Source organism: Shinella sp. BE166, assembly GCF_051201095.1.
Taxonomy (GTDB): domain Bacteria; phylum Pseudomonadota; class Alphaproteobacteria; order Rhizobiales; family Rhizobiaceae; genus Shinella; species Shinella lacus.
In genome coordinates this window covers 1-21,778 of record NZ_JBPEHL010000034.1, presented here as the reverse complement: position 1 = coordinate 21,778, position 21,778 = coordinate 1, and the positions used below count along the sequence as shown (strand labels likewise).

Here is a 21,778-nt window from a genome sequence, read left to right as displayed (position 1 = left end):
GAGATCTCCACCCGCCCGTTCCAGCTCGTCACCGGCCGCAACTGGATGGGCACCGCCTTCGGCGGCGCGCGTGGCCGCACGGACGTGCCGAAGATTGTCGAGTGGTACATGGAGGGCAAGATCCAGATCGACCCGATGATCACCCACACCATGCCGCTCGAAGACATCAACAAGGGTTTCGACCTGATGCACGAGGGCAAGTCGATCCGCAGCGTTGTGGTATACTGAGCGCGGGTTTGAGACCGCTTGCACACTGCAATCCATTCATCGTGCCGCCGGCCGCCGTTCGGTGGTGCCTGTGATCGGCCGCGCATACCGCGCCGGCCATGAAGGAGGAGAAGCCCATGCCAAACATTGCGATCCATCCATCCATCGACAGCGGGTTCAACGCGACCGATGCCGCGTTTTCCGGCGGCACGCTCGTCTGCAACTGCACGAGCAATCCCGTAAAAGTCCGCATCAAGAGCGACATCGCCCACAATCATGCCTGCGGGTGCTCGAAGTGCTGGAAGCCTGACGGCGCCGTGTTCTCGGTCGTCGCCGTCGCGCCGACGGACAATGTCGAGGTGCTCGAAAACGGCGACAAGCTCGCCGTGGTAGACTCAGCCGCGCTGATCCAGCGCCACGCCTGCAAGAGGTGCGGCGTGCACATGTACGGCCCCGTCGAACGCGATCATGCATTCAAGGGCCTGTCCTTCGTGCATCCGGAACGCTTCCAGGAAGAAGGCTGGGCGAAGCCCGGCTTTGCGGCCTTTGTCTCCTCCATCATCGAGAGCGGCTACGATCCGGCGAAGATGGATGGTGTGCGTGCACGCCTGCGCGAGCTCGGTTTGGAGCCTTATGACTGCCTCAACCCCGGGCTGATGGACTACCTCGCCACCTGGACGGCGAAAAAGAACGGGGTTCTCGCCCAATGAGAGAACGGGCGACGGCAGAGATGCCGGCGCCTGTTAAGCACACGGAAGATGCCGACATCGATTATGATGGCGGTGTCGATTGATCGGTGATCGCAGGTTTCTCCGCAGTCTCTGCCAGCCAAGCCTGGAAGAGGCGCGAGGCCTCCGTCTGGCGCCGTCGTTTCGGAACGACGGCGAAATAGGCGTTCCTGGTTTTTACGGCCGAATTCGTCAATCTGATCAGCCGCCCCTGAACGAGCAGGTCTTCGACGAGGCGTCGCCACCCGAGCGTTATGCCCTGTCCGTTAAGCGCCGCGTATATTGCCTCCGTATAGAAACTACACCGCAGGCCTGATTTTCGCTTCGGCAGTTCCACGGCGAAGGCAGCCAGCCATTCGCTCCATCCCGTCCATGTAGGGTCATCCGCCGTGTTGGATATGAGCGGATAAGCGAGGAGGTCGTGCGGCGTCTCGATGCTTCCTGCATTTTGCGCGAAAGCCGGGCTACATACCGGAAAAATCTCGTCTTCGAAAAGGACGTTGGCCTGTCCATCCGCCCACATGCCGCTTCCGAAACGGATCGCGATGTCGAGGTCGCTCGACTCGATGTTCGGAACGTGATCCTGAGTCAGGATTCTGAGATTGATATCTGGATGGTCTCGCGAAAACTCGGAGATCCTCGGAAGCAACCAGAAGTGGGAGAACGCGACGGTCGCGGCGATCGTCAAGTCGACGTCCTGAGCATCCCTGGTGATGTCCGAGACCGACGTTGCGATTATGTCAAACGCGTCCTGGCTGGCCGATGCGAGGACTCTGCCCTTCTCGGTAACTTCGATCTTGCGATGGCCCCGGATGAAAAGCGCAAAGCCGAAATAGGCCTCGAGCAGGTGTATCTGCCGGCTTATCGCCGCCTGTGTCACGCCTAACTCATTGGCAGCCTTCGTAAAGCTCGCAAGGCGCGCGGCGGATTCAAATGCTGTCAAAGCGGTCAGAGGCGGAAGTTTGCGTCTGCTACCCATATCGTTTCCCTGTGTCGCTGACCGGACCTTCCTAACATTACATTTAATTATGGCAACGAGAATTATTTGTGCGGTTGAGCGACTTCCGATTTGCACGCATTGTCGACGCATACAACAGACACGGTGAGATGATGCTCAACAAGTTCCCTTCCTCGATCACGCCCCTCCTCGATGCCCGGCTCGAGGGTCATTCGCTGCCTTCTGACCTCTATACGAGGGAGGATGTCTTCCAGGCGGACCTCGACGTGTTCTTTGCCAAGCACTGGATCCATGTCGGTCTCGAATGCGACGTTCCGGAAGCGGGTGACGCTGTTGTCGTCGATATCGGCAACAACAGCCTCATCATCCTGCGCGACGACGACAACGAAATCCGCGTTGTGCGCAACGTCTGTCGCCATCGCGGCTCGCGCTTGCTGCATGAGGGGCCGACGGTCGTATCGAAGCTCGTTTGTCCCTATCACCAGTGGACATACGAGCTGTCGGGCGAACTCAGCTATGCGCCGCACATGGGCAAGGACTTCGACAAGAGCTGCAAGAGCCTGAAGGCTGTGAACTTCAAATCGATCGGGGGGCTCATTTACGTCTGTCTTGCAGACAATCCGCCCGAAGACATTGTTGATCTCGAACAGGTGATGCTGGAGCGTCTCGCGCCCTACGATATCCGCAACGCAAAGGTGGCCCATCAGGTCGACGTGATCGAAAAGGGCAACTGGAAACTCACGATTGAAAACAATCGTGAATGCTACCATTGCTCCGCGAACCATCCCGAGCTTTGCGTCTCGTTCGTCGACCTGGACTTCGGATACGATCCCGAAAGCCTGAGCCCGGAAGATCGCGAGGAGGCCGAAGCACATTTCGCCATGTACGAGGAGCGCACGAAGAACTGGGAGGCCGAAGGATTTCCGTCTGCGACCGTCGAGCACACCAGAGACGTCGCGACCAATTTCCGCAGTCAGCGCCTGATCATCGCCGGTGCCGGCGAATCCCAGACCGAGGACGCGACCGCCGCGTCGTCGAAACTGCTGGGACATATGACCCGCAAAGACCTTGGTGACATGCATCTGTGGGGACACAACAGCTGGAACCATTTCATGGGCGATCATGCTGTATCCTCGATCGTGATTCCGCTCTCGGCGGATACGACGCTCGTTCGCACGAAGTGGCTCGTGCACAAGGATGCTGTCGAAGGTGTCGATTACGATCTCGACAAGCTGACGCATGTGTGGATCGAGACGACCGAACAGGACGCCCAACTCGTCGCCCGCTCCCATGCGGGAATCCTCGATACTGCCTATGAGCCGGGCCCGTACTCCATGTTCAGCGAAGGCGCGCTGAACGATTTCGCGACCTGGTATGTCGATCGGATGCGCGCCAATGGCTATTGATCTCCTGACGGCGCGAGCCCCTGGGCTCTGGTGCGCGGAAACGGACGACAAGCTGCAGTGCGTAGACGTGCACGACGAGACGCATGACGTGAAAAGCTTCACGTTCGTATCTCCCGATGGAAAGCACATTTCGTTCGATGCGGGCCAGTACTTCATGTTCGAGCTTGGCCTGGACAACGAGGTGGACGGCCGCTGCTACAGCATCTCCTCGTCTCCACACCGACGCAATGCGATCACCATCACCGTGAAGCGCGTGCCCGGCGGGCGGGTTTCCAACTGGCTGCACGACAACCTGAAGCCTGGTGCTGTCGTGAAGGCATCGGGTCCACTTGGCCGGTTCATGCGCCCAACGGCGCAGAAATACGCATTTATGTCCGGCGGATCGGGTATCACGCCCGTCATGTCCATGGTCCGTGAGTTTGCTGATGCCGCGCAGCCGGTCGATGTGATTTTCCTTCACGCGGGCAGGACGCCGAAGGACTTCGTCTTCCGGTCCGAACTGTCAAACCTTGCCGAACGGATGAAGGGGCTGAGGCTTTTCCTGCTGCCGGAAGACGTTTCCAACGAGCGCTCCTGGCCTGGTCTTTCCGGGCGGATTTCCAAGGAACTGCTGCAGATGGCGGTTCCCGACATAGCAGAGCGGATCATCATGTGCTGCGGTCCGGCTCCGTTCATGCGGGCCGCCAAAAGCATCGCCGGTGAACTCGGCGTTCCCGCCCAGAACTATCATGAGGAAAGGTTCGATGCCGCAGTCATCGAGGAGGCGCCGGCGCCGATAACGGAAGCGGTGGAGGCCCTAACGTTCAATGTGCAGTTCTCCAAGCAGGGCAAGTCGATCGAGGTGCGCGCGGACCAAACCGTGCTCTCCTGTGCGAAGAAGGGCGGTGTGCGCATTCCGTCATCCTGCGCAAACGGCATATGCGGGACCTGCAAGTCGAAACTGCTAAGCGGCAGTGTCGATATGAAGCACGACGGCGGCATCCGGCAGCGTGAGATCGATTCTGGGTTCTTTCTGCCTTGCTGTTCCAAGCCGCTGAGCGACCTCGTCATCGAACGATAACAATACCGCGAGCATGTCAAACGCTCCCCTCGGACAAGATGTTATCGGACATCGTCGCCAGATCGTCAGTCGACGGCCAAGTCAGGTTCGCAGAGTTGAAGACTTCAAGGAACAGACGAACCTTGTTCTCGAAATGCCAGTCAATGGCGCCATGGGTGACACCCGACAGATGCCACCCGTTCAAGCGACGTCGCGGCCACACCCCTTTCGAAGAAAGCTTCTTCCGCAGCCTCCACGATGGCGGCTCTTGTCGCTTCGGCCTGCTCCTTCGTTCGCTTCGATCTATCACCTTTTGAAGCTCACGTTCCGGCCTTGGAAGGCAACTCGCTCTTTTCCTTAGTCGGCAGCGCGACTTCGAGCGGTCCCATGTCCTCTGTGACACTGACGCCGGGCATCACAACGTAGAGATGCCGAACCCTGACAACGGCGGTTATCACGCTATCCAGCGAGAAGAAGGCGTCGAGAACGACGATCTTTCACAGCAATTGCCAGAATACCGCATCCTCGATCTCGCCTTCTTTTGCGCGAGAATGCCCTTCAAATCGTATACAACTCCCTGATGCCTTTGACGAGCAAGAAAAGGCCTCCCAAGATGAGGATAAGATCGTAACAGGATCTCAACCCCGATGGCTGTGGGGCGCTGTCAGCATGACGATCCAGGCGATGGAGGCGGGTAGAGCCCGACGCATGCGAGCGGCAGACCTTTAAGGCGGGCCTTTTCGCACTGATGTTCCGGCAGCCAAGATGGCGATGAAGACCAGATTGTCGGTCCCGGGGACAATCTCGAGACGATGAGCGTTGCCAAGCTAAAAGTATCCGTTGCTACTCGGACGATCTGATCACGCCGATACTGGCAACTAACGCTGCTATTATTCCGTCTTTTTCAGGTCAGGCCCGCCGGTGTTTCGGCGAGACGCCGTAGGCTTTCTTGAAGGCGGTCGTGAAGCTCGAAGGGTTGCGGTAGCCGGCGAGATAGGCGGCCTGCGCGATCGGGATGCCGTCGCGTTCGAGGGCGGCGCGGGCCGTCTCCAGCCGCTCCTGCCGGATGAAATCCGACACGGTGATGCCGAAGCGGTCCTTGAAATGACGCTGGATGGAGGAGGTGCTGATGCCGACGGCGCGTGCGATCCGGTCGAGCGACAGGTCCTCGCAGACATGGGCGAGGATATAGTCGCGCACCTTCTCGCTCTGCCGCCGGCTGAGGGCAGTCGGCTGGTGGGGCGCGGCCTCGTCCGCCTGCACCAGAACCGAGCAGGCCTGGCACATGATGTCGAAGGCATGCGAATTGCGGTTGAGCGTCAGAAGCTCGCCCGCCATGGCGACCGGCGGCTTCAGGATGTCTTCGGCGATCTGGGCGAGACGGCGGTTGGGCGCGAAGCGGAAGGTGGCGAGGTGTTCCGAGAAGAAGGCGCGCAGCTTCGGCATGCTCGTCGGCTGCGAGCGGATCAGCCGTTCGATCCACGGGAGCGGCGCTGATATCATCACCTTGCGCAGCGGCGTCGTGCTCTCGTTGACGAACTGCAACGTGCACTCCCGCGCCACGTTCAGCATGAAGACCACCGGCTCGGGATTGTCCTCGTTGCCCGCATCGATGCGGAAATGCGCGCCGTCCATCACGAAATGCTGCCGGCCCTGCAACAGCACCATGATCAGGAACTTCGGCCAGACATCATAGAGATTGTCGTCCGGCGTGCAGCTTGCCGGCCCGTCCATGGCGCCGACGAACAGGTGCTGGGGAATGTCCGGTTTGATCCTGATGTTCAAGACGTCGCCCTCCAGCATCGCCGTTTCCGCACGAAATGACCGTCTTTGCCGCTTGCGCGAAATTTTCTGGGATTTCGGCGAAAGCCTTTGTGGTCGACAGCCGGCTCAAGGTACTGGCATAGTTGACTACATTAATCAAGTTTAATTGCCGGCCGCCGCGCCGGCTTCGCAGCATGTGGGTTCAGGAAATGTGGGGCACTCTTTCGTCGTCCTTGGGACGTCGTCGCATCATGCTCTTGGCAGCAGCCAGCGTTCTGGCGCTGGACGCCGCGGGGGCGCAGGATCAGGCCGGTGCACAGTCGAGCACGGCGCTGGAAGCGATCGTCATCGACGGCGCCGGCGGTGAGACGGGCGACGGGCCGGTCGAGGGATACGTTGCGAAGAAAAGCCTGACCGGCACGAAGACCGATACGCCGATCGCCAAGACGCCGCAGAGCATCAGCGTCGTTGCGAAGGACCAGATCGAGGACCAGCACGCCGGCTCCGTCGCCGAGGCGCTGCGCTATACGCCGGGCGTCTTCACCGAGTATCGCGGCGCTTCCAACCTGCGCGACGAGCTTTTCGTGCGCGGCTTCTACTATGTGCCGAAATATCTCGACGGCCTGTTCCTCGGCAGCGATCTCTCCTATGCGAAGATCGATCCCTATCTGCTGGAAAGGGTGGAACTGATCTCGGGGCCGGCCTCCGTGCTCTACGGCCAGGCCAATCCGGGCGGCATCGTCAACATGGTCAGCAAGAAGCCGACCGACACGCCGCTCACCGAAGTGGAGCTTTCGGTCGGCACCGACAAATACGTTTCCGCCGCCTTCGACATCAGCCGCAGTTTTAACGACGATTTCGGCTATCGAATCGCAGCGAAAGGCCTGAGCCGTGACCTTCAGGAGGATTACGCAAAAAACCGCTCGCTCGCCATCGCCCCGTCCTTTACCTGGTCGCCGGAGGAGGGCACGTCGCTGACCATCCTCGGTGGTTACCAGAACGAGCCGGATGCCGGCTACCGCAACTTCCTCGATGCTGCCGGCACGGTCACGCCGATCCCCGGCTATGGCTTCGTTCCGCGCGACTTCTTCGTCTCCGATCCGGATTTCGAGCGCTCCGAGCGCAAGCAGGCCTGGATCGGCTACGAGTTCGAGCACGAATTCAACGAGAACCTCACCTTCCGCCAGAACGCGCGCTACCACCATGTCGACTGGCTGCACCATACGCTGGTCTATGGCAGCGCCGGCCCGGACCCGGTGACCGGCAACAACACGATCGTCAGCCGCTCGGCGAGCGGCGGCACGGACACCTGGAACCAGTTCACCATCGACAACCAGGTCGAGGCAAAGTTCTCGACCGGGGCGGCCGAACACACGCTGCTCGGCGGCGTCGACTTCCAGTATCGCACGCGCGATTACCAATGGGGCCGCGCCAGTGGCCCGAGCATCGACCTCGCCGATCCGCGTTACGGCGATTTCGACTTCGATAGCCTCGTGCTCGCCACGACCGACCTTCAGGACCTGACCGCGCGCCAGACCGGCGTCTACTTACAGGATCAGGTAGAAATCGGTGCGCTGAACCTGCTCGCCGGCCTGCGCTACGACCGGGCGGACACGAAGATCGACGACCGGCTGGGAACCGGCGACCAGTCCTATGACGACGGGGCCTTCACCTGGCGGGCGGGCGCGCTCTATGCCTTCGATAATGGCCTCTCGCCCTATGTCAGCTATGCGACCTCCTTCGAGCCGGCGCTCTACATGCCGCCGGCCGGCGCCTCGGCCTTCTCGCCGACCACGGCGGAACAGTTCGAGATCGGCATCAAATATGCGCCGGAAGGCTCCGGCCTGCTGCTGACGGCGGCCTACTACGACCTCAAGCAGGAGGACGTGGTTGCCGGTGCCTGGGATCCCGGCCTCGGCCAGATGGTCTATTCGCAGGTGGGGAAAATCCACAATCGCGGCATCGAGCTTTCGGCCCGGGCGGAGGTCACGAACAATCTCTCGCTGATCGCCGGCTACAGCTACATCGACTCGGTGGTGAAGGAATCCGTCAATACCAGCGAGGTGGACAAGATGCCGGCCCGCATTCCGCAGCACCAGGCTTCGCTCTGGGCGACTTACAGGGCCGATCAGGGCGCGCTGGAAGGTCTGACGGTCGGTGGGGGCGTGCGTTACATCGGCACGAGCTGGGGCGATGGCGGCAATTCGTTCAAGGTCGGCGCGGTTACGCTGTTCGACGCCATGGCCTCCTACGATTTCGGGGCGAAGAGTTCTGATTTGCAGGGGCTTTCCCTGCAGGTCAACGTGAAGAACATCGGCGACGAGCGTTATGTCGCCTCCTGCGCCAGCGCCTATGCCTGCTTCTACGGCGAAGGTCGCAGCATCGTCGCGACGCTGAAGAAACAATGGTGAAGGCGATCGGGCTCGCCATGCTGGCCATGGTCCTCGCGATGTCACCGGCGCCTGCGGCGGAAACTCCGCGGGCCTTGCCACTTATTGTCGGTGAGGCGCTGGCCGGCAGAGCCGAAACGGCCGGGGCCAGACACGTCTTCGACCCGCAGGACGCCGCAGGCGATTACATCAAGGGGCAGCTTCGCGTCTCGGCGGGGCGTTTCAACCTCGACCTTGTCGATGACGCGGGCAAACATCTGCGCCGGCTGGCCGATGGGGTAGGGGGTGCTGCGGAATTCCAGTTCGTCGCCGACGATCCCGGTGACCGGCTGATTGTTTCGGCGGAACGGGAAGGGGCCTATGCGCTCAGTATCGAGCGAAAGGTCGCCCTGGCGGATCAGGCGCCGCCAGGGCCGGACTATCTGAGCCCCATCATCGCCGAGCTTGCCGCTCACATTTCGGGGGGCGGGACGACGGAGGCCTTCTGGGCGATGGTCGAGGCTCGCGGCACGCCGCTCGTCGAGGAGGGGTGGGACGGGCACAAGATCGTCACCTTCCTCGGGCGCGGCGCAAGGCGCAACATCCGCATGTTCGGCGCGCCGAGCGGCGACCATGAGGCGTTGCAACGGCTTGGCGGCTCGGACGTCTGGTTCAGGAGTTTCGACGTGCCGGATGGCACGCGGCTTTCCTATCAGCTCGCCTTCGATGTGCCAGATGTGCCGGGCACCGCGCGTGACCGGCGCATCGCAATCCTTGCCACCGCCAAAGCCGATCCGCTCAACCGCCATCGCTGGCCGGCCGAAGCGGCGGATGCCTATAACCAGGATTCCGTGCTGGAACTTGCCGGCGCGCCGCCGCAGCCCTGGCTGGCGGAAAAGGGCAGTCCCGCCGGCGCGCTGAACCGGCTTTCCATCGAAAGCCGGCTGCTCGGCAACCGCCGCGACATCACGATCTACCGCCCCACCGGCTTCGATCCGGTGCGCGACGATACGATCCTGCTCTTCGTCTTCGATGCGGACCAATATCTCGATCGTGTGCCGGTGCCGCGCATCCTCGACAACATGATTGCCGCCGGTGCCGTGCCGCCGGTCGTCGCGGTCTTCATCGCCAATCCCGACCGCGAGGCGCGGGCGCGGGAGCTGCCGGCCAATCCGGCCTTTGCCGATTTCATGGCAGAGGAGCTGTATCCGCTGGTCGTGAAGGAAACTGGGCTGAAGGTGCCGGCGGCGCGCACGGTCCTCGCCGGCTCCAGCTATGGCGGGCTCGCCTCGGCCACCGTCGCCATGCGCCACCCGGAGGTTTTCGGCAATGTGCTCTCCATGTCCGGCTCCTTCTGGTGGAGCCCGCCCGGCACGCCGGAGGATCGGCAGGACCATGTGGCGGGCCTCATCGCGCGCGGACCGAAACTGCCGCTGCGCTTCTTCCTGTCGGCCGGCCTTTTCGAAACCGGCGCGCAGGGAACGGCCGGCATCCTCGATACCAGCCGCCACTTACGCGACGTGCTGACGGCGAAAGGCATTCCCGTCACCTATCGCGATTATGCCGGCGGCCATGACTATCTGGTCTGGCAGGGCGTCCTTTCCGATGGGCTGATCGCGCTTTTCGGCCGTCTCCCCTTTCCCGTCTCCAACAGGTGAACTATGCGCCGCTTGATACCCGTCCTCTTCGCCACGCTGCTTTCCGCCTTCGGCGCAAACGCCATGGACGTCACGACGGCCCGCGGGCCGGTCCCGGTCGAGGGCACGCCACAGACGATCGCCGTCTATGACGTCGCGGCGATCGACACGCTCGTCCGCCTCGGTATCCGCCCGGCCGGCGTTCTGGACAAGCTCTACGTTCCCGAGCTGGAATCGGTGAAGGACGGCGCGGCGGTGATCGGGACACTGTTCGAGCCTGACCTCGAAGCGCTGAGCGCGCTCGACCCCGATCTCATCATCGTCGGCGCGCGCTCTGCCGCCAGGATGGATGCCGTCGCACAGGTCGCACAAACGCTCGACATGACCATCGATGGGGAGGACCTTTTCGCCAAGGCCAAGGAGCGCCTTGCGACCTATGGTGGCCTCTTCGGCAAAAAGGCGGAAGCCGACGCCATCGCGCGCGAGCTCGACGCCAAGCTCGCCGCCGCCAAGGCCGCCGTTGCCGGCAAGGGCAAGGCGCTGATCGTCATGACCAATGGACCGAAAATCTCCGCCTACGGCCCCGGCTCCCGCTTCGGCTGGGTGCATACGGCGCTCGCCTTGCCACCGGCGATTACCACAATCGATGCCGCGACGCATGGCGAGGCGGTCTCCTTCGAGTTCATCCGAGAAGCCAATCCCGACTGGCTACTGGTGCTCGACCGCGCCGCCGCCGTCGGCTCCAACGAGCAGGCCGCAAAGGTGACGCTCGACAACGAACTCGTCGCCGCGACCAATGCCTGGAAGAAGGGGCAGGTCGTGTACCTGCCCGCCCCGGATTTCTATATCGCGGCCGGTGGTGTGCAGTCGCTCGAACGGGTGCTGGCGACGATTACCGACGCCTTTTCAGCCTCGCAATAAAACCTCGCAGGTTACGAGACCTTTGCGGATGTAGCCGAATGGTTACCTAGGCTCATGAGGAGATTTATAATGCCAAGCTCCTGCACTCGGCCCTCAACTGAAGATTGCCAACAGAATCTGAAACCCAACTCGCCCAGCAGGCGGCTTAGTTTGACGTCTTTGCGGGTCCGGCCAAGCTTTCTCTCATCGAACAGGGGCTGCACCCCGAACCTGACGACTTGCACGATTCCGAGGGGGATGGTCCGGATCAGGAGATTATTTCAAAGTCTGAGGCGGTCATGTTTAAGCCCTTATCCAGAAGGCCAAACTGGATGGCCTTTCCACCGCCGCTGCCATCCGCGTCGTACCACAGCTTCCCGGTGGCCTTATCGTATATGATGCGGTCGGAGGCATCATGCGCTTTGGCTGACAACCAGGGGACTCGATGCCTGCTGTGGCACAACACAGGAGAAAGACAACTTGCGCCCGCTCGAACGGAAAAATAAAACGGCCAACCCGATTGATGAAGTACTCGCCTGGCACGATGGCGACGCCCGAGCCACCATCGAGACGCTGCTCGCCGACTGTGGACATTTGCGCCAACAGGTCGAGCTTGCTGACAGAGCGATGAGCCGCGGCTTCACAAGAGGCTGGCGCCCCCAAGCCGATCGGGACGCTTGAAAATCGGACAGAACACGGCGGGTGAGCTTTAACACCAGATCGACAGGATTGCCGCGTGTCGACCGGTTCCTAAATGCGGAACCGGTAGCTGATTGGCGTCTTCCCGCCACTGGCGTAGCTCGAAAGCGCAAACGCTCTGGTTACCTCTGGGTGCGGCAGATGTTGAAGCAGCATTGCCGCGTTGCCGGCCAATCGCTGCCTTTAGATCATGAATAGGTATATCGGCGGAACGCCTATGGCGAGAAGGCCGGCCACGACCAACGCCGCCGCGGCCAACAAAGTCCGATCACTTTCTTTCTGCTGGCTGACCTGTTTCATGGGGTGCTCGCTTGGTGCTTGGACTGCTCATGAACACGCATCTCGCCCGGTTGTTCCGGCCTCCCGTTCCGCGAAACTCAGTAAATATTCTAATCCGCTAAAGCGCGTAGAACGCCCACCGAACGATTAGAAAGCGATTAGAGAATTGGTGCACCGCATTACGCCGTATGAATGAAGCCCGCAGACCGTCGCTTGAGCGACCAAAACCAAAGGAGTCCATCGAACCGAGAGGTCCCGAGGGTCCAAGGAATGGGGGGCTTTGCCTTCGCACCCGTGCAAAGGTTGTGCTGGGAGCACCGTTCCTACAAGTATCCAGGAAACCGAGAGTAAACGGTTACTTTTCGAGGGTAACCCTCGAGGCCGTGGTAGGTGGCTCGTGGAACAGAAGGCGTCCTTTATCGTTTGCGAAATGCAATTCAGGAGGACACCATGACAACCCTAGTTACTTCGCCGCGCAAGCCGATGAGTGAGGTGGACGAACAGATTGAATGCGAGGCCGCGCTTGATGAGCCTGTAAAGGAGTTCGTGGATTCGATCATCCAGGCTGGCTGGTCGCCTCGTGCATCTTACGCTGCATTGAGAAATGTGGTGGAGCACCAGGCTCACGCGTACGCAGAAGATTCGGACCCGGCTGATGATCCGGTTGAAGGGCGTAAACCGATGCAGTTCCCTCTAGCGCCGTTCTGATTGGACCATGCCGTTGACCAAGAAGATCAACCTGATGAGCCTTTGCCTGCTTGCGACCTTTATCGTCATCTTCGGATCTGTGCTGAGCATGACGCTGTTTTCGGCAGGCTCGCAACCGACCATCGCAACCGTAGACGCGCTAGCGAGACAAGATTAGCGAAGCGCTCCACGCGGAATTAACGAGCGTCGAGCTTAAAGCTCGGTGGGTAAGCGGAACTATATCCCCCCCTTGCCATTGTTGGTGCTCCAGTCCCAGCCACAAGGAAGTCCAACATGAAAACTCTCGCCGATATATTCGAGCACACACTTCAGGACGTCTATTATGCGGAAAACGCTATCACCAAGGCGTTGCCGAAGGTTGCGAAGGCCGCAAAAAGCGCGGAGCTGAAAAAGGCTGCTGAGGAACATCTCGCGGAAACCAAGGAGCAAATCAAGAAGCTGGAACAGGTCTTCAAGTCGATCGGCAAGAAGGCGTCTGGCGAGAAGTGCGATGCGATCGAGGGCCTTATCAAAGAAGCAGACGGGCTCATCGAAGAGGCCGAAGGAACAGCGCTCGATGCCGGCTTGCTCGCCGCCTGCCAGGCGGTGGAACACTATGAAATCGCCCGTTACGGGTCACTTCGCGAATGGGCGAAGGATCTTGGCCACGACGAGGCGCACAAGCTCCTGAGTGAAATCCTCGACCAGGAAAAGGCGACGAACAACAAGCTGACGAACCTCGCAGTGACTGCGATCAACAAGACTACGGCGGCTAAGAAGGCCGCTTAGCCTCACCTGACGCAAAAGCCCTGTGCTGTTCACGACCGCTCGCCTCTTTGGGGGTGAGCGGGTTTCGTTTTGCGCGACCATATCGCCGGTTGGTGCGAGCGAGCCGCCGGCGCGCTGCCGATGCAACGGCGAACATTGCATCCTCATTTTGCGGGCTCGTTTAACTCTTTTAGAGGGTCGCCCCTGACGTAGAGCACTCCAGGATTGAGTCGTCCCGAAAGTAGCTTTCCTTCATGTCCAGTGCCCTGGAATGATGGAGGGCCATTTCAACGAAGTAAGCAAGGACTTCATCGCGCTGCTTTGCTTGCTTGCACAACGCTCTTAGAATAGTAGTGGCCGAGCTTTCTACCATGACATCTGCGGCATCATTATAGTCATGGGTGGTTCTCGCATCTCTACCCATCATAGTCTCCGATAGGTTGGTTAATACAGCTTATGGATTGAATCATGACAATTCGATGCTGAACCGTGTTGGTTAATAAAGTATTCCCTCACACACCCTTGGATAGCTAAAATCCCAACAATCAACCTAAATTGGCCAATCCGCGTCTGTGCATCGAAAAGTGGATGCCATGTGACCGTGTGCGACCCGCGCGAAGGAACAAGGTGACGGATTCCGGGTTAGTGATTGCGGCCGAGGCGACGCGGATCTCCCCCGAGCCAACCTGCGTCGTTGGTGCCCATCCACGGCCGTATCGGGGGGTGTTGAGCAACGTGCTTACACCCCCCTTTTAGTATCGGTGAGATTTCCGGTTCAGCGCTGTCGAATAGTCTGCTAGGTGTTCCCTATGAAATTGGCGCGCGATAAAAAGATTGTGGCGCTGCGCGAGCAGGGCATGCCGTTTGCTTTGATTGCGAGAAGATTTGGCCTGAGCGAGTCGCGCATCAGGGCGATCTGCCTTTCATACCGCCCTTCCGCGCTCGGCGTGCCTCCTCTTCCAGACAGCCTGTCCGTGATCACAGCGCTCGAAGTCGATCGTTCGATTGGCCTTTGGCCCAACGAGGAAAACGCCCCGGAAATCGCGCGGCGCCTCACCGAGGTGCTCGAAGCTACCACCCGGCGGAAGACAATCAGAGAACTTGGCGCATGGCTCCAGTCGCTAAAGCTGTTTCCTTGAGGACGACCTGGCGATGGCGGCCGGAACAAACGTCTAGGCAATAGGTTAGAGCAGTGCGGTCAGACGGCGGTGAGCATGCGCTGTCCCTTTCTTCCAAACAAAGAAAGCCGCAAGGGAGGCCGTTCTCGGTCCATGGAGCGGCCTCTCACATCAGGTTCTCTCGCTCCGTCGCTTCGATAGCTGATTGAGCAGCAGTGACCAGTTTTCAGCCTCGGCCTTGGGCATTCCCCACAAAATATACGACGTTCCACCCAACTGAATCTCAACGGGGCCGTCCGTCCTGGCATCGATTACGTGCCAAGTGCCATTCTCTTGTTGACCAAGATGAAAGCGGGACAAGCTTTTCATAAGATAGAGCATATACCCTTCATATTCGATGGAGAAGGGTTGCACCCTAGCTGAGGACACCCGAAACGCGCATGAAATTCCTGCAACCAGATGCCGTCTTAATCCCTCTTCGCCGTTGGGCGTTTTCCTTCGCAGTTCAAAGGAAAAAGCGCATTGGCGGCCGGGTTGAGCACACTGGCCAATGACGGCCGGCCTCCGAGCCGGCCGTGTCGGGGTCACCTTATGCTCGTAGGCAGCCCCTGTTTAATTTCAACGCGTCAGCCGGACTCGGTTTCCACTCGTGTGTTCGATCCGTTTGTCGAAAACCAGGCTATCCAGCGCGTTGACGATTTGCTGCTCCGTGAAGCCTGCCAGGACCAAAGTCGGCCCTACGAGATATAGATCGACCGGCTTATTCGCGGTCGCTCCCATAGCGGCGAGCTCATTCAACACGGCTTTCTTGCACCGCTCGTGGGCACCCTCATCCAATTCGGCCATAGCACCACCCCCAAATCTTATGTAATCTGTGAGGTAGCAGTGATCCAATTCGGATCATCAGCCGGATCGGGGTCCGCGCCATAGGCTTGGCGCTGGTTCCCGACAATACTTCTGAGCGCCGCGAAAACCTCTCTGGGCGCCCATCCGGCAACCACCGCGTCATCGACGAGCAGCCTGAGCGGCGCTTCGAGCGCGATTTCGCATTCCAGCAGTCGATCGCCATGCTCTGGCGGTTTTCTTGGAGGCGTGATCTGGGTCATGGCCATCTCCATGTTGATGGTCGATAGAAAGACAAACCTCTTCCCGATGTTCCAGCATCTCTGCATTTGAATGGACTTCTCCTATGGTAGGTGTATGCTTTTGGCAGCGATGGTCGTCAAAATTGGCCCTGTCGCCCAGAGCCGCATGATTTTCCCCTAAGCTTAGAAAGGGGCACCATGAACGTTTCCCTGGCCAATCAAGCCTATGAGCCTGAGGAACTGACGGCCCTCAAGGCGACGTTTGACGAGATTACGACACAGCGTTGGTTTCGCCCGACGGAAGAGGCGAAAAAAGGCTTCGCGAAATTCCTGCTTACGACATACCCAGCTGGCCAGTTCAATCGGCAAAGGGATTTCGAGAAAGTCGAGGCGGTAGCTCGACAATGCTTTTCACGCGATTACGCGGTCGCTCATTAGGGCCGTGAATGATTTTAATCCGGGGGCGGGCGTCGATTCTCGAAAGGGAGCGACGCCCGTTTGCGTTTTCAGGGCGCGGCAATGAACAAGGGCGAGTGGGCCGAACCGATCACATTCGAAACGCACAAGCTGGGCGCCTACCTGACGATATCCAGCACGGCTGAAGCGGCGCGTGTTCTGTTGGACTATTGGCCGGCGAAACATGGCAAGGCCCTGAAGCGGGCCAAGGCGACATGCCTTGCGGTCCTTCAAGGCAACGGGAATCCTGAAATTGCCCGCAAAGCCTTTCTAACCGCTGCCGAAGAGGCTGGGGTGCTTATTAGGGACTGACGACTCCAATCGAGCATCAGGCATGATCGCAAACGCGCTCCACCAGCGCGAGCGACTGTGTTACACATGGAATTTCTTTTCAACTTGATAGTTATCAAGGCGCGCCGCTGACAAAGGGGTGCACCATCAGGATGAATCGTACATAATTTGAAAGCGTCCGGCTAAGGGGACCACGCAGGACGTAATCGAGGCCCGGTCGAGCTTTCCAGATGGCTCCCGGGTCTCGTTCAGCGGCAAATGAGAGGTATGGAGTAATGATCAAGCCGGAGTGGGAACTTAGTGAGGATGGGAAAACGCTGAGGGTTACCTTGCCAACGCAGCCGCCAATCGCCTTGGAACTGGATGCGGGCGGCGTCGACCAGTTCCTCGTAAGGTTGGGAACATTCAGGAACGTGATGATGCCGGAAATTCCCAACGGGGTGCCAACGGGGATTGTAAAGTCCGTGCCCGATCCACATTGGCATGTCGAACATGATGCGTTCACTGGCCGCGCCGGTCTTCACATTCGGGACACGCGGTATGGTTGGCTGCATTACCTTATACCCGCACCGGAAGCTCGCCACTTAAGCGCGCTGCTTGCCGGGATTGCAAACAGGAGCCCGCTTCCCCCGACCAGCATGAATTGATGTCGCACCCGTTTAGTCGCCAGCCGCCTTCCCCAGTTTTACAAGCGAGGAACGCTCTGCGGCTAACCGTGCGAGCGTCGCCTCCTAATCTGGAAGTAGGAGGCGACTCTCGCAGAGCATTTGTGGTCTGCTATCGCTAGCCGGTAAAAGGCTGGTCGCCCGGATGCTGGCGAAGGCGCAGGCTTGGTGCAATAAAGCGGCCGACGATAGGGCTGATGAGGAACGTCAGGACGGTCCAAGCCGGGATCAGGTATTTTGCCTGGTCGCTCAGGGCTGGGATGGTAAGGACGGCGATAGTGCCGATGCCAAAAACGACGGCATTCACCATCATCGATACCAGAATGGTTATGTACGTAATCGTGCGCATGAGCATCTCCTTTCAATTAACAAATGCGAGACGGCCCACGCCGTTCCCTCACCCCTGACAATCGTCAATTGCAGGCAGAGACTTTCTTTGGGCGACTACGGCGCTAATCCGTCCCCGACGAAGTGCGATCATAATCGATCCCGGTCTGCATCGTGTATTCGAAATGTTCGAGGCAATGGCGGAGCGGAAAGCTTGGCCGATCTCTTGCCGGCCGCAGGCTGACCGATACTGATAGGACCACGATCATTGCTCCACGTGAAGATTGTCAGCGGTCGTGTTCTGCCGACAACACCGAACTCCACTCGTCTAACAACAAGCGATTTCATGAGGCGATCTCTACCACCAGCCACAGAGGTTTCCTCGGCGACAATGTGTCGGGCTGCGTCGTGGCCTCCAGCCTTCCCGCCGGTTCCAACTGCGGATGCGCAACAGAGTCAGCACATCGCTTGCCGAGCACTCGCAAATCGTCGAGGTGATCCTCGCCGGGAAAGCGTATCGTGAGCGCACGCTGCTCGGCCAGCATATCAGCATGCAGGGTGAACGCTTTAGTGAACTCCTTCTGCTCCCGTGCATTGTTACTACGTGCACAGAAGAAGGGGTAGAGGCATGGAGGGATTTGCGACAACGTCGGACCCTAGGGGTCGTCGGGCGAATTCACCGGGCGAAATTCCCGCACGAGGCCTTCGGGATGTGGCTTGGCGGCTCTATGAGAGCCTGACATCCGATCGGATTCTTCTCATTGCTGCCGGCGTCACTTTCTATCTTCTCTTATCGATCTTCCCTGCCATCAGCGTGTTCGTGTCACTGTACGGGCTCGTCGCCGAACCTTCCTCCGTGGTCGACCGTCTCACCTTCTTCGGCTCGGCGATGCCGGACCAGGCATTCGAGCTAATTCTCGACCAATTGCGCAGCCTTGCATCCGCGCCGCAGACGGGCCTTTCCATAACTCTGCTCGGCAGTCTCGCGGTCGCGCTCTGGTCCGCCAATGCCGGCATGAAGGCTCTTTTTGAGGCGATGAATGTCGCCTACGGCGAGAGCGAGAAACGTGGCATTATTCGTCTTAATCTGACCTCCCTCTCATTCACTTTCGCCAGTCTGGCGCTGGTGGTGCTGATCATCACGTTGGCGGGGATCGTTCCGGCAATCCTCGACTATATCTGGCTCGGCCAGTGGACGGAGCTGATTATCCGCTTGGCGCGCTGGCCGGTGCTGCTGGCGTTGATCTCTTTGGCGATCATGGCGCTCTACCGCCTCGGCCCAAGCCGAGAGCCGGCGAAGCTGCGCTGGATTAGCTGGGGCGCGGTCTTCTCGACTGGGGCTTGGCTTGCCGCTGCGCTAGCGATCACCTTCTATCTCGGTCACATCGCGGACTACAACGCGACCTACGGCGCGCTCGGCGCGTCTATCGGCTTCATGGTGTGGGTCTGGGTCTCAGTCATTATCGTGATCCTAGGTGCGGAACTGAACGCAGAGCTCGAACATCAGACAGCCCGCGACAGCACGACCGGCCCCCCGGAGGAGATGGGCCGCAGAGGTGCGTATATGGCAGACACATTAGGCGAGGAGGCGTAAGTTTCCGGATCGACGCATCGGTTGATCGAGTGTCTTGTCATGGGCGCGGATGCAAGAACGTTTTGTTCGACGCCGGCTAGAGGGGCGAGGCGGTCAGGAGAAGCGCGGCCGGCACGCTTACCGCCGACACGGTCAAGGCGAGCATCGACGCCATCTTAATCAACTGCACTCGCCGGGCGCGGCCCGCATCCCATTCATACGCCATACATTCATCCTCCAGGCGAGTAATGAAGCATCCGGGCCATCAGGAGTCCAGTCCCGATTTTGTGGCTTGGTAGTAGGCGGAATCGCCCTTTTTCGCGCAGCGGGGTCGGTTGGCGACGAAACCTCTCGTCAGGAGCCGCGTTGTCGGTCGTGTGGAAACTTAACCATCGAGGCGGGCAATGGTGAACGAAGGCACGGTAACGATGGACGGTGAACTGCGCAACATCATCGATGAGAAGTTGACAGCTCTCATGCTCGAAATGCAGGAGGCGAACTGGGGTGCTGAAGACGTCGCGTTTGCGATCGAAGCGATTTTGAGAGAACGGTGGATCGACCAGGCCCGAGCGCTACGGGCCGCCCGCGAAAATCTCTCGAAAGACTTCGTCTCCGATGGCAATGAAGGCTGATCTGTCTCGCTACACCCGGGAGGAAGACCATGACGACGAGGTTTCAGATTATCGCGCTTAGTTCACTCGATCCCTTCGGAGATGACCGGCGTGACGAGCCGAAACTGCTCTATCCGGACGCTTTGAAATCCGCGCAAGCGTTGAAGGCTCAAGGTAAGGCGTTTCGCGCTTACACAGATGGCGAGGTGACCGAAGAACAGCGGAAAGCCTTTAGGGAGCTTGGCGCGGTGGAATAAGGTGCTTGGTTTGCGACCAATATCGAGGCCGACAACCGGATCTGGGGTGAGACGCAATATATCGGAGCATCGGATGCAGCCTTCAAAGCTCAATCCCTTTACGGCGAAGTGACCCCCGACACCCTAGATGCCAGCGCACGCGGGAACGGGATGATCGTGCGTTGGTCGAAAGGGAGCGGCGAGATTTTTTACCGCGGCGAGCTCTGAATAGGTAGCAGGCCTCGCGCGAGGCGATATGCAAGTCGCCACCGTCACGCGCAATGTGCTCGATCGCTTCGGTGCGCGGTGAGCATTATCAGGCTCTGCTGTCAGCATGTCGGGCGTTTATCAGCTCTGAAGCGAAGCGGACCTCTTTCAGCGGTAAAATGTGACGCACACGCTGGATGAAGTCTGGCCGCGAAACTCTAACCTATGGATACCGTTGAGGAAGCAGGCTGAGCGGATGAGGCCACACACCGAGTTTTTCGATCGTTTTGCATCGGCGGCCAAGCGTGAATACTTTTCCATGTGGGCCGAGGAAATCCATCAGAAATAAAGGGGGTCGTCGACGTGCCGGAAACGACCCCCAATACGGCCGTGGTTGGGGCACCGACAACGCCGGTTTGCTCGGGGGAGACCGGCGCCGTTTTGGCCGCTTCTACCAACCCAGAAACCGCCTGCTTGTTCCTTGTTCGCGGTGGAACATCGTCCCCTTACATTTGTTTTCAATAAGTATTGAAACTAATGGAGGCCGAGATGTTTCAAGCATCTCTTGGAGGTGGCTTCGGCGCACAACATTATGGCCTACGGGCTTCGATTAAAGCCGCCATCGCATACGACGAGCTTTGCTCTCAGCATAAAATTGAACTCGCATTCGAACCGCAGGCAATCGTCATCATGGGTCGGGTGCCGCCCGAGGTGGCGCGTCGTGTCCGTCGAATTATCGTCGAGATTGCGGGTTCCGTTCCGGTATGGGACCGGACGTTCTGGTTGGGGTAAGGTCAACATGTTCGAAAAGATGGACCTTGTTCGAACGGCGGTCGTCAGGGTGAGGCTGCGTCATCCGTCTTCCGGGGCCGCGGATGCTTCGATAGGCGCATATTCGAAGGGTGCGACAGGCAACAACGAGCACGATCAGAAGGCGGGCAAGCTCGTTGCCGCGCCAGCGGGAGAATGACATCGGGATGAGGAAGCGATGAAATTGCGAACCGCACCCGGCAAACCGTGTGCGGTGTCGCCGCGAAAAAAGCCAGCGGGCTCCTGCGGTTCAGGGGCTGACCCATCGACAATCTGAAACCAAACCTGCTTCATCGTAGGCGATGGCGGCCCTTCTATTCTCCCCTCGCTGCAACTGGAACCAGTCCAGTCCTTCAGCCCGAAAAATCAGCACCCCAAAAACGGATTTGCCTGCGTTCTCATCGACAGCTGCCAGGCTCTTTTCATCTCTCACGGTATCGTGCAGATCATCACCGGGCGGTCCGCCGCGATAGGTGGCTCGCGTCCACGGCGATAGTTGATTCCACGCGCTGTCTGCCAGTGCGCCGTCATTTTTGTGTAGTTCCACTAGCCCATGTAGACGAAGCTGCAACTGATCCTGAACACAAAATCCCACCACTGTCGCAAATGGATTGGCAGAAAGTTCCTGCCATTTTGCACTGCGGGTGTCGGTATGAAACTCAAGCGCGCGTGCAATCCTGTCCACGCGCCGCAATACGACGGCACGTGCCTGGGGTCGATTGGAGGCATCCACGGAGCAAAGGGTTACGATCCTCAACCCCGATTGCCGATCCGTGGTCGCAGCTGCAAGCTTTGTCCATGCGGACATGTCGACGTCTTCGAGTTTCACGTCCCGGCCCTTCACGGTTTTGGTTCACGCCTGAAGCCGCTCCCTCAGGCTCCCTGTCAATGTCTACAGCGCGGCGCGCTTGTCGTATCGCGCAAGGCGAGACAACAGATAATCCACCTCCGCCTTGGC

Annotated in this window: 25 protein-coding genes and 2 pseudogenes; 19 read left to right on the top strand and 8 right to left on the bottom strand. The window is 59.4% G+C overall.

Annotated features, from left to right (window positions below; genetic code table 11):
- Both J2Y63_RS34040 and gfa read left to right on the top strand, forming a co-directional pair.
- A pseudogene (locus J2Y63_RS34040) lies at window positions 1–228 on the top strand (S-(hydroxymethyl)glutathione dehydrogenase); the annotation flags it as partial.
- Between the two features lie 116 nt (window positions 229–344).
- A complete protein-coding gene (gene gfa, locus J2Y63_RS34035; protein ID WP_435269627.1) occupies window positions 345–917 on the top strand; it encodes an S-(hydroxymethyl)glutathione synthase in 573 nt (190 codons plus the stop codon).
- Between the two features lie 61 nt (window positions 918–978).
- Here the strand turns inward: gfa and J2Y63_RS34030 are convergent, their stop codons facing one another.
- The gene (locus tag J2Y63_RS34030) at window positions 979–1,914 is read right to left on the bottom strand and encodes a LysR substrate-binding domain-containing protein (RefSeq protein WP_435269626.1); all 936 of its coding nucleotides are present in this window, start codon (window positions 1,912–1,914) and stop codon (window positions 979–981) included.
- Window positions 1,915–2,045: 131 nt separating this feature from the next.
- Between J2Y63_RS34030 and J2Y63_RS34025 the strand changes: the two genes are divergently transcribed.
- Window positions 2,046–3,299, top strand: coding sequence for an aromatic ring-hydroxylating oxygenase subunit alpha (locus J2Y63_RS34025; protein ID WP_435269625.1), 1,254 nt, complete (start codon window positions 2,046–2,048; stop codon window positions 3,297–3,299).
- The gene (locus tag J2Y63_RS34020; RefSeq protein WP_435269624.1) at window positions 3,289–4,359 is read left to right on the top strand and encodes an FAD-binding oxidoreductase; all 1,071 of its coding nucleotides are present in this window, start codon (window positions 3,289–3,291) and stop codon (window positions 4,357–4,359) included. Before J2Y63_RS34025 ends, J2Y63_RS34020 begins: the two co-directional genes overlap by 11 nt.
- Before the next feature lie 383 nt (window positions 4,360–4,742).
- Here the strand turns inward: J2Y63_RS34020 and J2Y63_RS34015 are convergent.
- Window positions 4,743–5,141 (bottom strand): annotated as a pseudogene (locus tag J2Y63_RS34015) (TerC family protein); the annotation flags it as partial.
- Window positions 5,142–5,247: 106 nt separating this feature from the next.
- Entirely contained in the window at window positions 5,248–6,141 is an 894-nt protein-coding gene (locus J2Y63_RS34010; RefSeq protein ID WP_435269623.1) for a helix-turn-helix transcriptional regulator, read from the bottom strand.
- A 212-nt stretch (window positions 6,142–6,353) separates the two neighbouring features.
- On the opposite strand from J2Y63_RS34010, the gene J2Y63_RS34005 reads away from it, so the two are divergent.
- From J2Y63_RS34005 to J2Y63_RS33970, 8 genes are all read left to right on the top strand, one after another.
- Window positions 6,354–8,513, top strand: a complete 2,160-nt coding sequence (locus J2Y63_RS34005) for a TonB-dependent siderophore receptor (RefSeq protein WP_435269622.1) — start codon at window positions 6,354–6,356, stop codon at window positions 8,511–8,513.
- Window positions 8,507–10,129 carry an alpha/beta hydrolase-fold protein gene (locus tag J2Y63_RS34000; protein ID WP_435269621.1) on the top strand — a complete coding sequence of 541 codons (1,623 nt, stop codon included), beginning with the start codon at window positions 8,507–8,509 and terminating at the stop codon, window positions 10,127–10,129. The genes J2Y63_RS34005 and J2Y63_RS34000 overlap by 7 nt, the downstream gene beginning before the upstream one ends.
- A 3-nt stretch (window positions 10,130–10,132) precedes the next feature.
- Window positions 10,133–11,029 carry a siderophore ABC transporter substrate-binding protein gene (locus J2Y63_RS33995; RefSeq protein WP_435269620.1) on the top strand — a complete coding sequence of 299 codons (897 nt, stop codon included), beginning with the start codon at window positions 10,133–10,135 and terminating at the stop codon, window positions 11,027–11,029.
- Between the two features lie 459 nt (window positions 11,030–11,488).
- Window positions 11,489–11,689 (top strand): dehydrogenase, encoded by a 201-nt coding sequence (locus tag J2Y63_RS33990; protein ID WP_435269619.1) that lies wholly within the window; start codon window positions 11,489–11,491, stop codon window positions 11,687–11,689.
- A gap of 747 nt (window positions 11,690–12,436) precedes the next feature.
- Window positions 12,437–12,694 carry a hypothetical protein gene (locus J2Y63_RS33985; RefSeq protein ID WP_435269618.1) on the top strand — a complete coding sequence of 86 codons (258 nt, stop codon included), beginning with the start codon at window positions 12,437–12,439 and terminating at the stop codon, window positions 12,692–12,694.
- Between the two features lie 13 nt (window positions 12,695–12,707).
- Window positions 12,708–12,851: a hypothetical protein gene (locus J2Y63_RS33980; protein ID WP_435269617.1), complete on the top strand. Its 144-nt coding sequence runs from the start codon at window positions 12,708–12,710 to the stop codon at window positions 12,849–12,851.
- A gap of 116 nt (window positions 12,852–12,967) precedes the next feature.
- The gene (locus tag J2Y63_RS33975) at window positions 12,968–13,462 is read left to right on the top strand and encodes a ferritin-like domain-containing protein (protein ID WP_435269616.1); all 495 of its coding nucleotides are present in this window, start codon (window positions 12,968–12,970) and stop codon (window positions 13,460–13,462) included.
- Window positions 13,463–14,250: 788 nt separating this feature from the next.
- Window positions 14,251–14,580, top strand: a complete 330-nt coding sequence (locus tag J2Y63_RS33970; RefSeq protein ID WP_435269615.1) for a hypothetical protein — start codon at window positions 14,251–14,253, stop codon at window positions 14,578–14,580.
- Window positions 14,581–15,177: 597 nt separating this feature from the next.
- On the opposite strand, the gene J2Y63_RS33965 is transcribed toward J2Y63_RS33970, so the two are convergent.
- Entirely contained in the window at window positions 15,178–15,405 is a 228-nt protein-coding gene (locus J2Y63_RS33965) for a hypothetical protein (RefSeq protein WP_435269614.1), read from the bottom strand.
- A 17-nt stretch (window positions 15,406–15,422) separates the two neighbouring features.
- Window positions 15,423–15,665: a hypothetical protein gene (locus J2Y63_RS33960; protein ID WP_435269613.1), complete on the bottom strand. Its 243-nt coding sequence runs from the start codon at window positions 15,663–15,665 to the stop codon at window positions 15,423–15,425.
- A 177-nt stretch (window positions 15,666–15,842) separates the two neighbouring features.
- On the opposite strand from J2Y63_RS33960, the gene J2Y63_RS33955 reads away from it, so the two are divergent.
- The 3 genes from J2Y63_RS33955 to J2Y63_RS33945 all read left to right on the top strand — a co-directional run bounded on the left by J2Y63_RS33955 (window position 15,843) and on the right by J2Y63_RS33945 (window position 17,038).
- Window positions 15,843–16,082 carry a hypothetical protein gene (locus J2Y63_RS33955; RefSeq protein ID WP_435269612.1) on the top strand — a complete coding sequence of 80 codons (240 nt, stop codon included), beginning with the start codon at window positions 15,843–15,845 and terminating at the stop codon, window positions 16,080–16,082.
- 81 nt (window positions 16,083–16,163) lie between these two features.
- Entirely contained in the window at window positions 16,164–16,412 is a 249-nt protein-coding gene (locus J2Y63_RS33950) for a DUF982 domain-containing protein (protein WP_435269611.1), read from the top strand.
- 254 nt (window positions 16,413–16,666) lie between these two features.
- On the top strand, window positions 16,667–17,038 hold the full coding sequence (locus J2Y63_RS33945) for a hypothetical protein (protein ID WP_435269610.1): 372 nt from the start codon (window positions 16,667–16,669) through the stop codon (window positions 17,036–17,038).
- Between the two features lie 136 nt (window positions 17,039–17,174).
- On the opposite strand, the gene J2Y63_RS33940 is transcribed toward J2Y63_RS33945, so the two are convergent.
- Together J2Y63_RS33940 and J2Y63_RS33935 are read right to left on the bottom strand one after the other, a co-directional pair.
- Entirely contained in the window at window positions 17,175–17,405 is a 231-nt protein-coding gene (locus J2Y63_RS33940) for a hypothetical protein (protein ID WP_435269609.1), read from the bottom strand.
- A gap of 322 nt (window positions 17,406–17,727) precedes the next feature.
- Window positions 17,728–17,928 (bottom strand): hypothetical protein, encoded by a 201-nt coding sequence (locus J2Y63_RS33935; RefSeq protein ID WP_435269608.1) that lies wholly within the window; start codon window positions 17,926–17,928, stop codon window positions 17,728–17,730.
- A 167-nt stretch (window positions 17,929–18,095) separates the two neighbouring features.
- On the opposite strand from J2Y63_RS33935, the gene J2Y63_RS33930 reads away from it, so the two are divergent.
- From J2Y63_RS33930 to J2Y63_RS33915, 4 genes are all read left to right on the top strand, one after another.
- On the top strand, window positions 18,096–18,977 hold the full coding sequence (locus J2Y63_RS33930; RefSeq protein WP_435269607.1) for a YihY/virulence factor BrkB family protein: 882 nt from the start codon (window positions 18,096–18,098) through the stop codon (window positions 18,975–18,977).
- A gap of 383 nt (window positions 18,978–19,360) precedes the next feature.
- Window positions 19,361–19,588 carry a hypothetical protein gene (locus J2Y63_RS33925; protein WP_435269606.1) on the top strand — a complete coding sequence of 76 codons (228 nt, stop codon included), beginning with the start codon at window positions 19,361–19,363 and terminating at the stop codon, window positions 19,586–19,588.
- 29 nt (window positions 19,589–19,617) lie between these two features.
- Window positions 19,618–19,824 (top strand): hypothetical protein, encoded by a 207-nt coding sequence (locus J2Y63_RS33920; RefSeq protein WP_435269605.1) that lies wholly within the window; start codon window positions 19,618–19,620, stop codon window positions 19,822–19,824.
- A gap of 735 nt (window positions 19,825–20,559) precedes the next feature.
- Window positions 20,560–20,802 carry a hypothetical protein gene (locus tag J2Y63_RS33915; protein ID WP_435269604.1) on the top strand — a complete coding sequence of 81 codons (243 nt, stop codon included), beginning with the start codon at window positions 20,560–20,562 and terminating at the stop codon, window positions 20,800–20,802.
- 268 nt (window positions 20,803–21,070) lie between these two features.
- On the opposite strand, the gene J2Y63_RS33910 is transcribed toward J2Y63_RS33915, so the two are convergent.
- Window positions 21,071–21,649: a pyridoxamine 5'-phosphate oxidase family protein gene (locus J2Y63_RS33910; protein ID WP_435269603.1), complete on the bottom strand. Its 579-nt coding sequence runs from the start codon at window positions 21,647–21,649 to the stop codon at window positions 21,071–21,073.
- Window positions 21,650–21,778 lie beyond the last annotated feature (129 nt).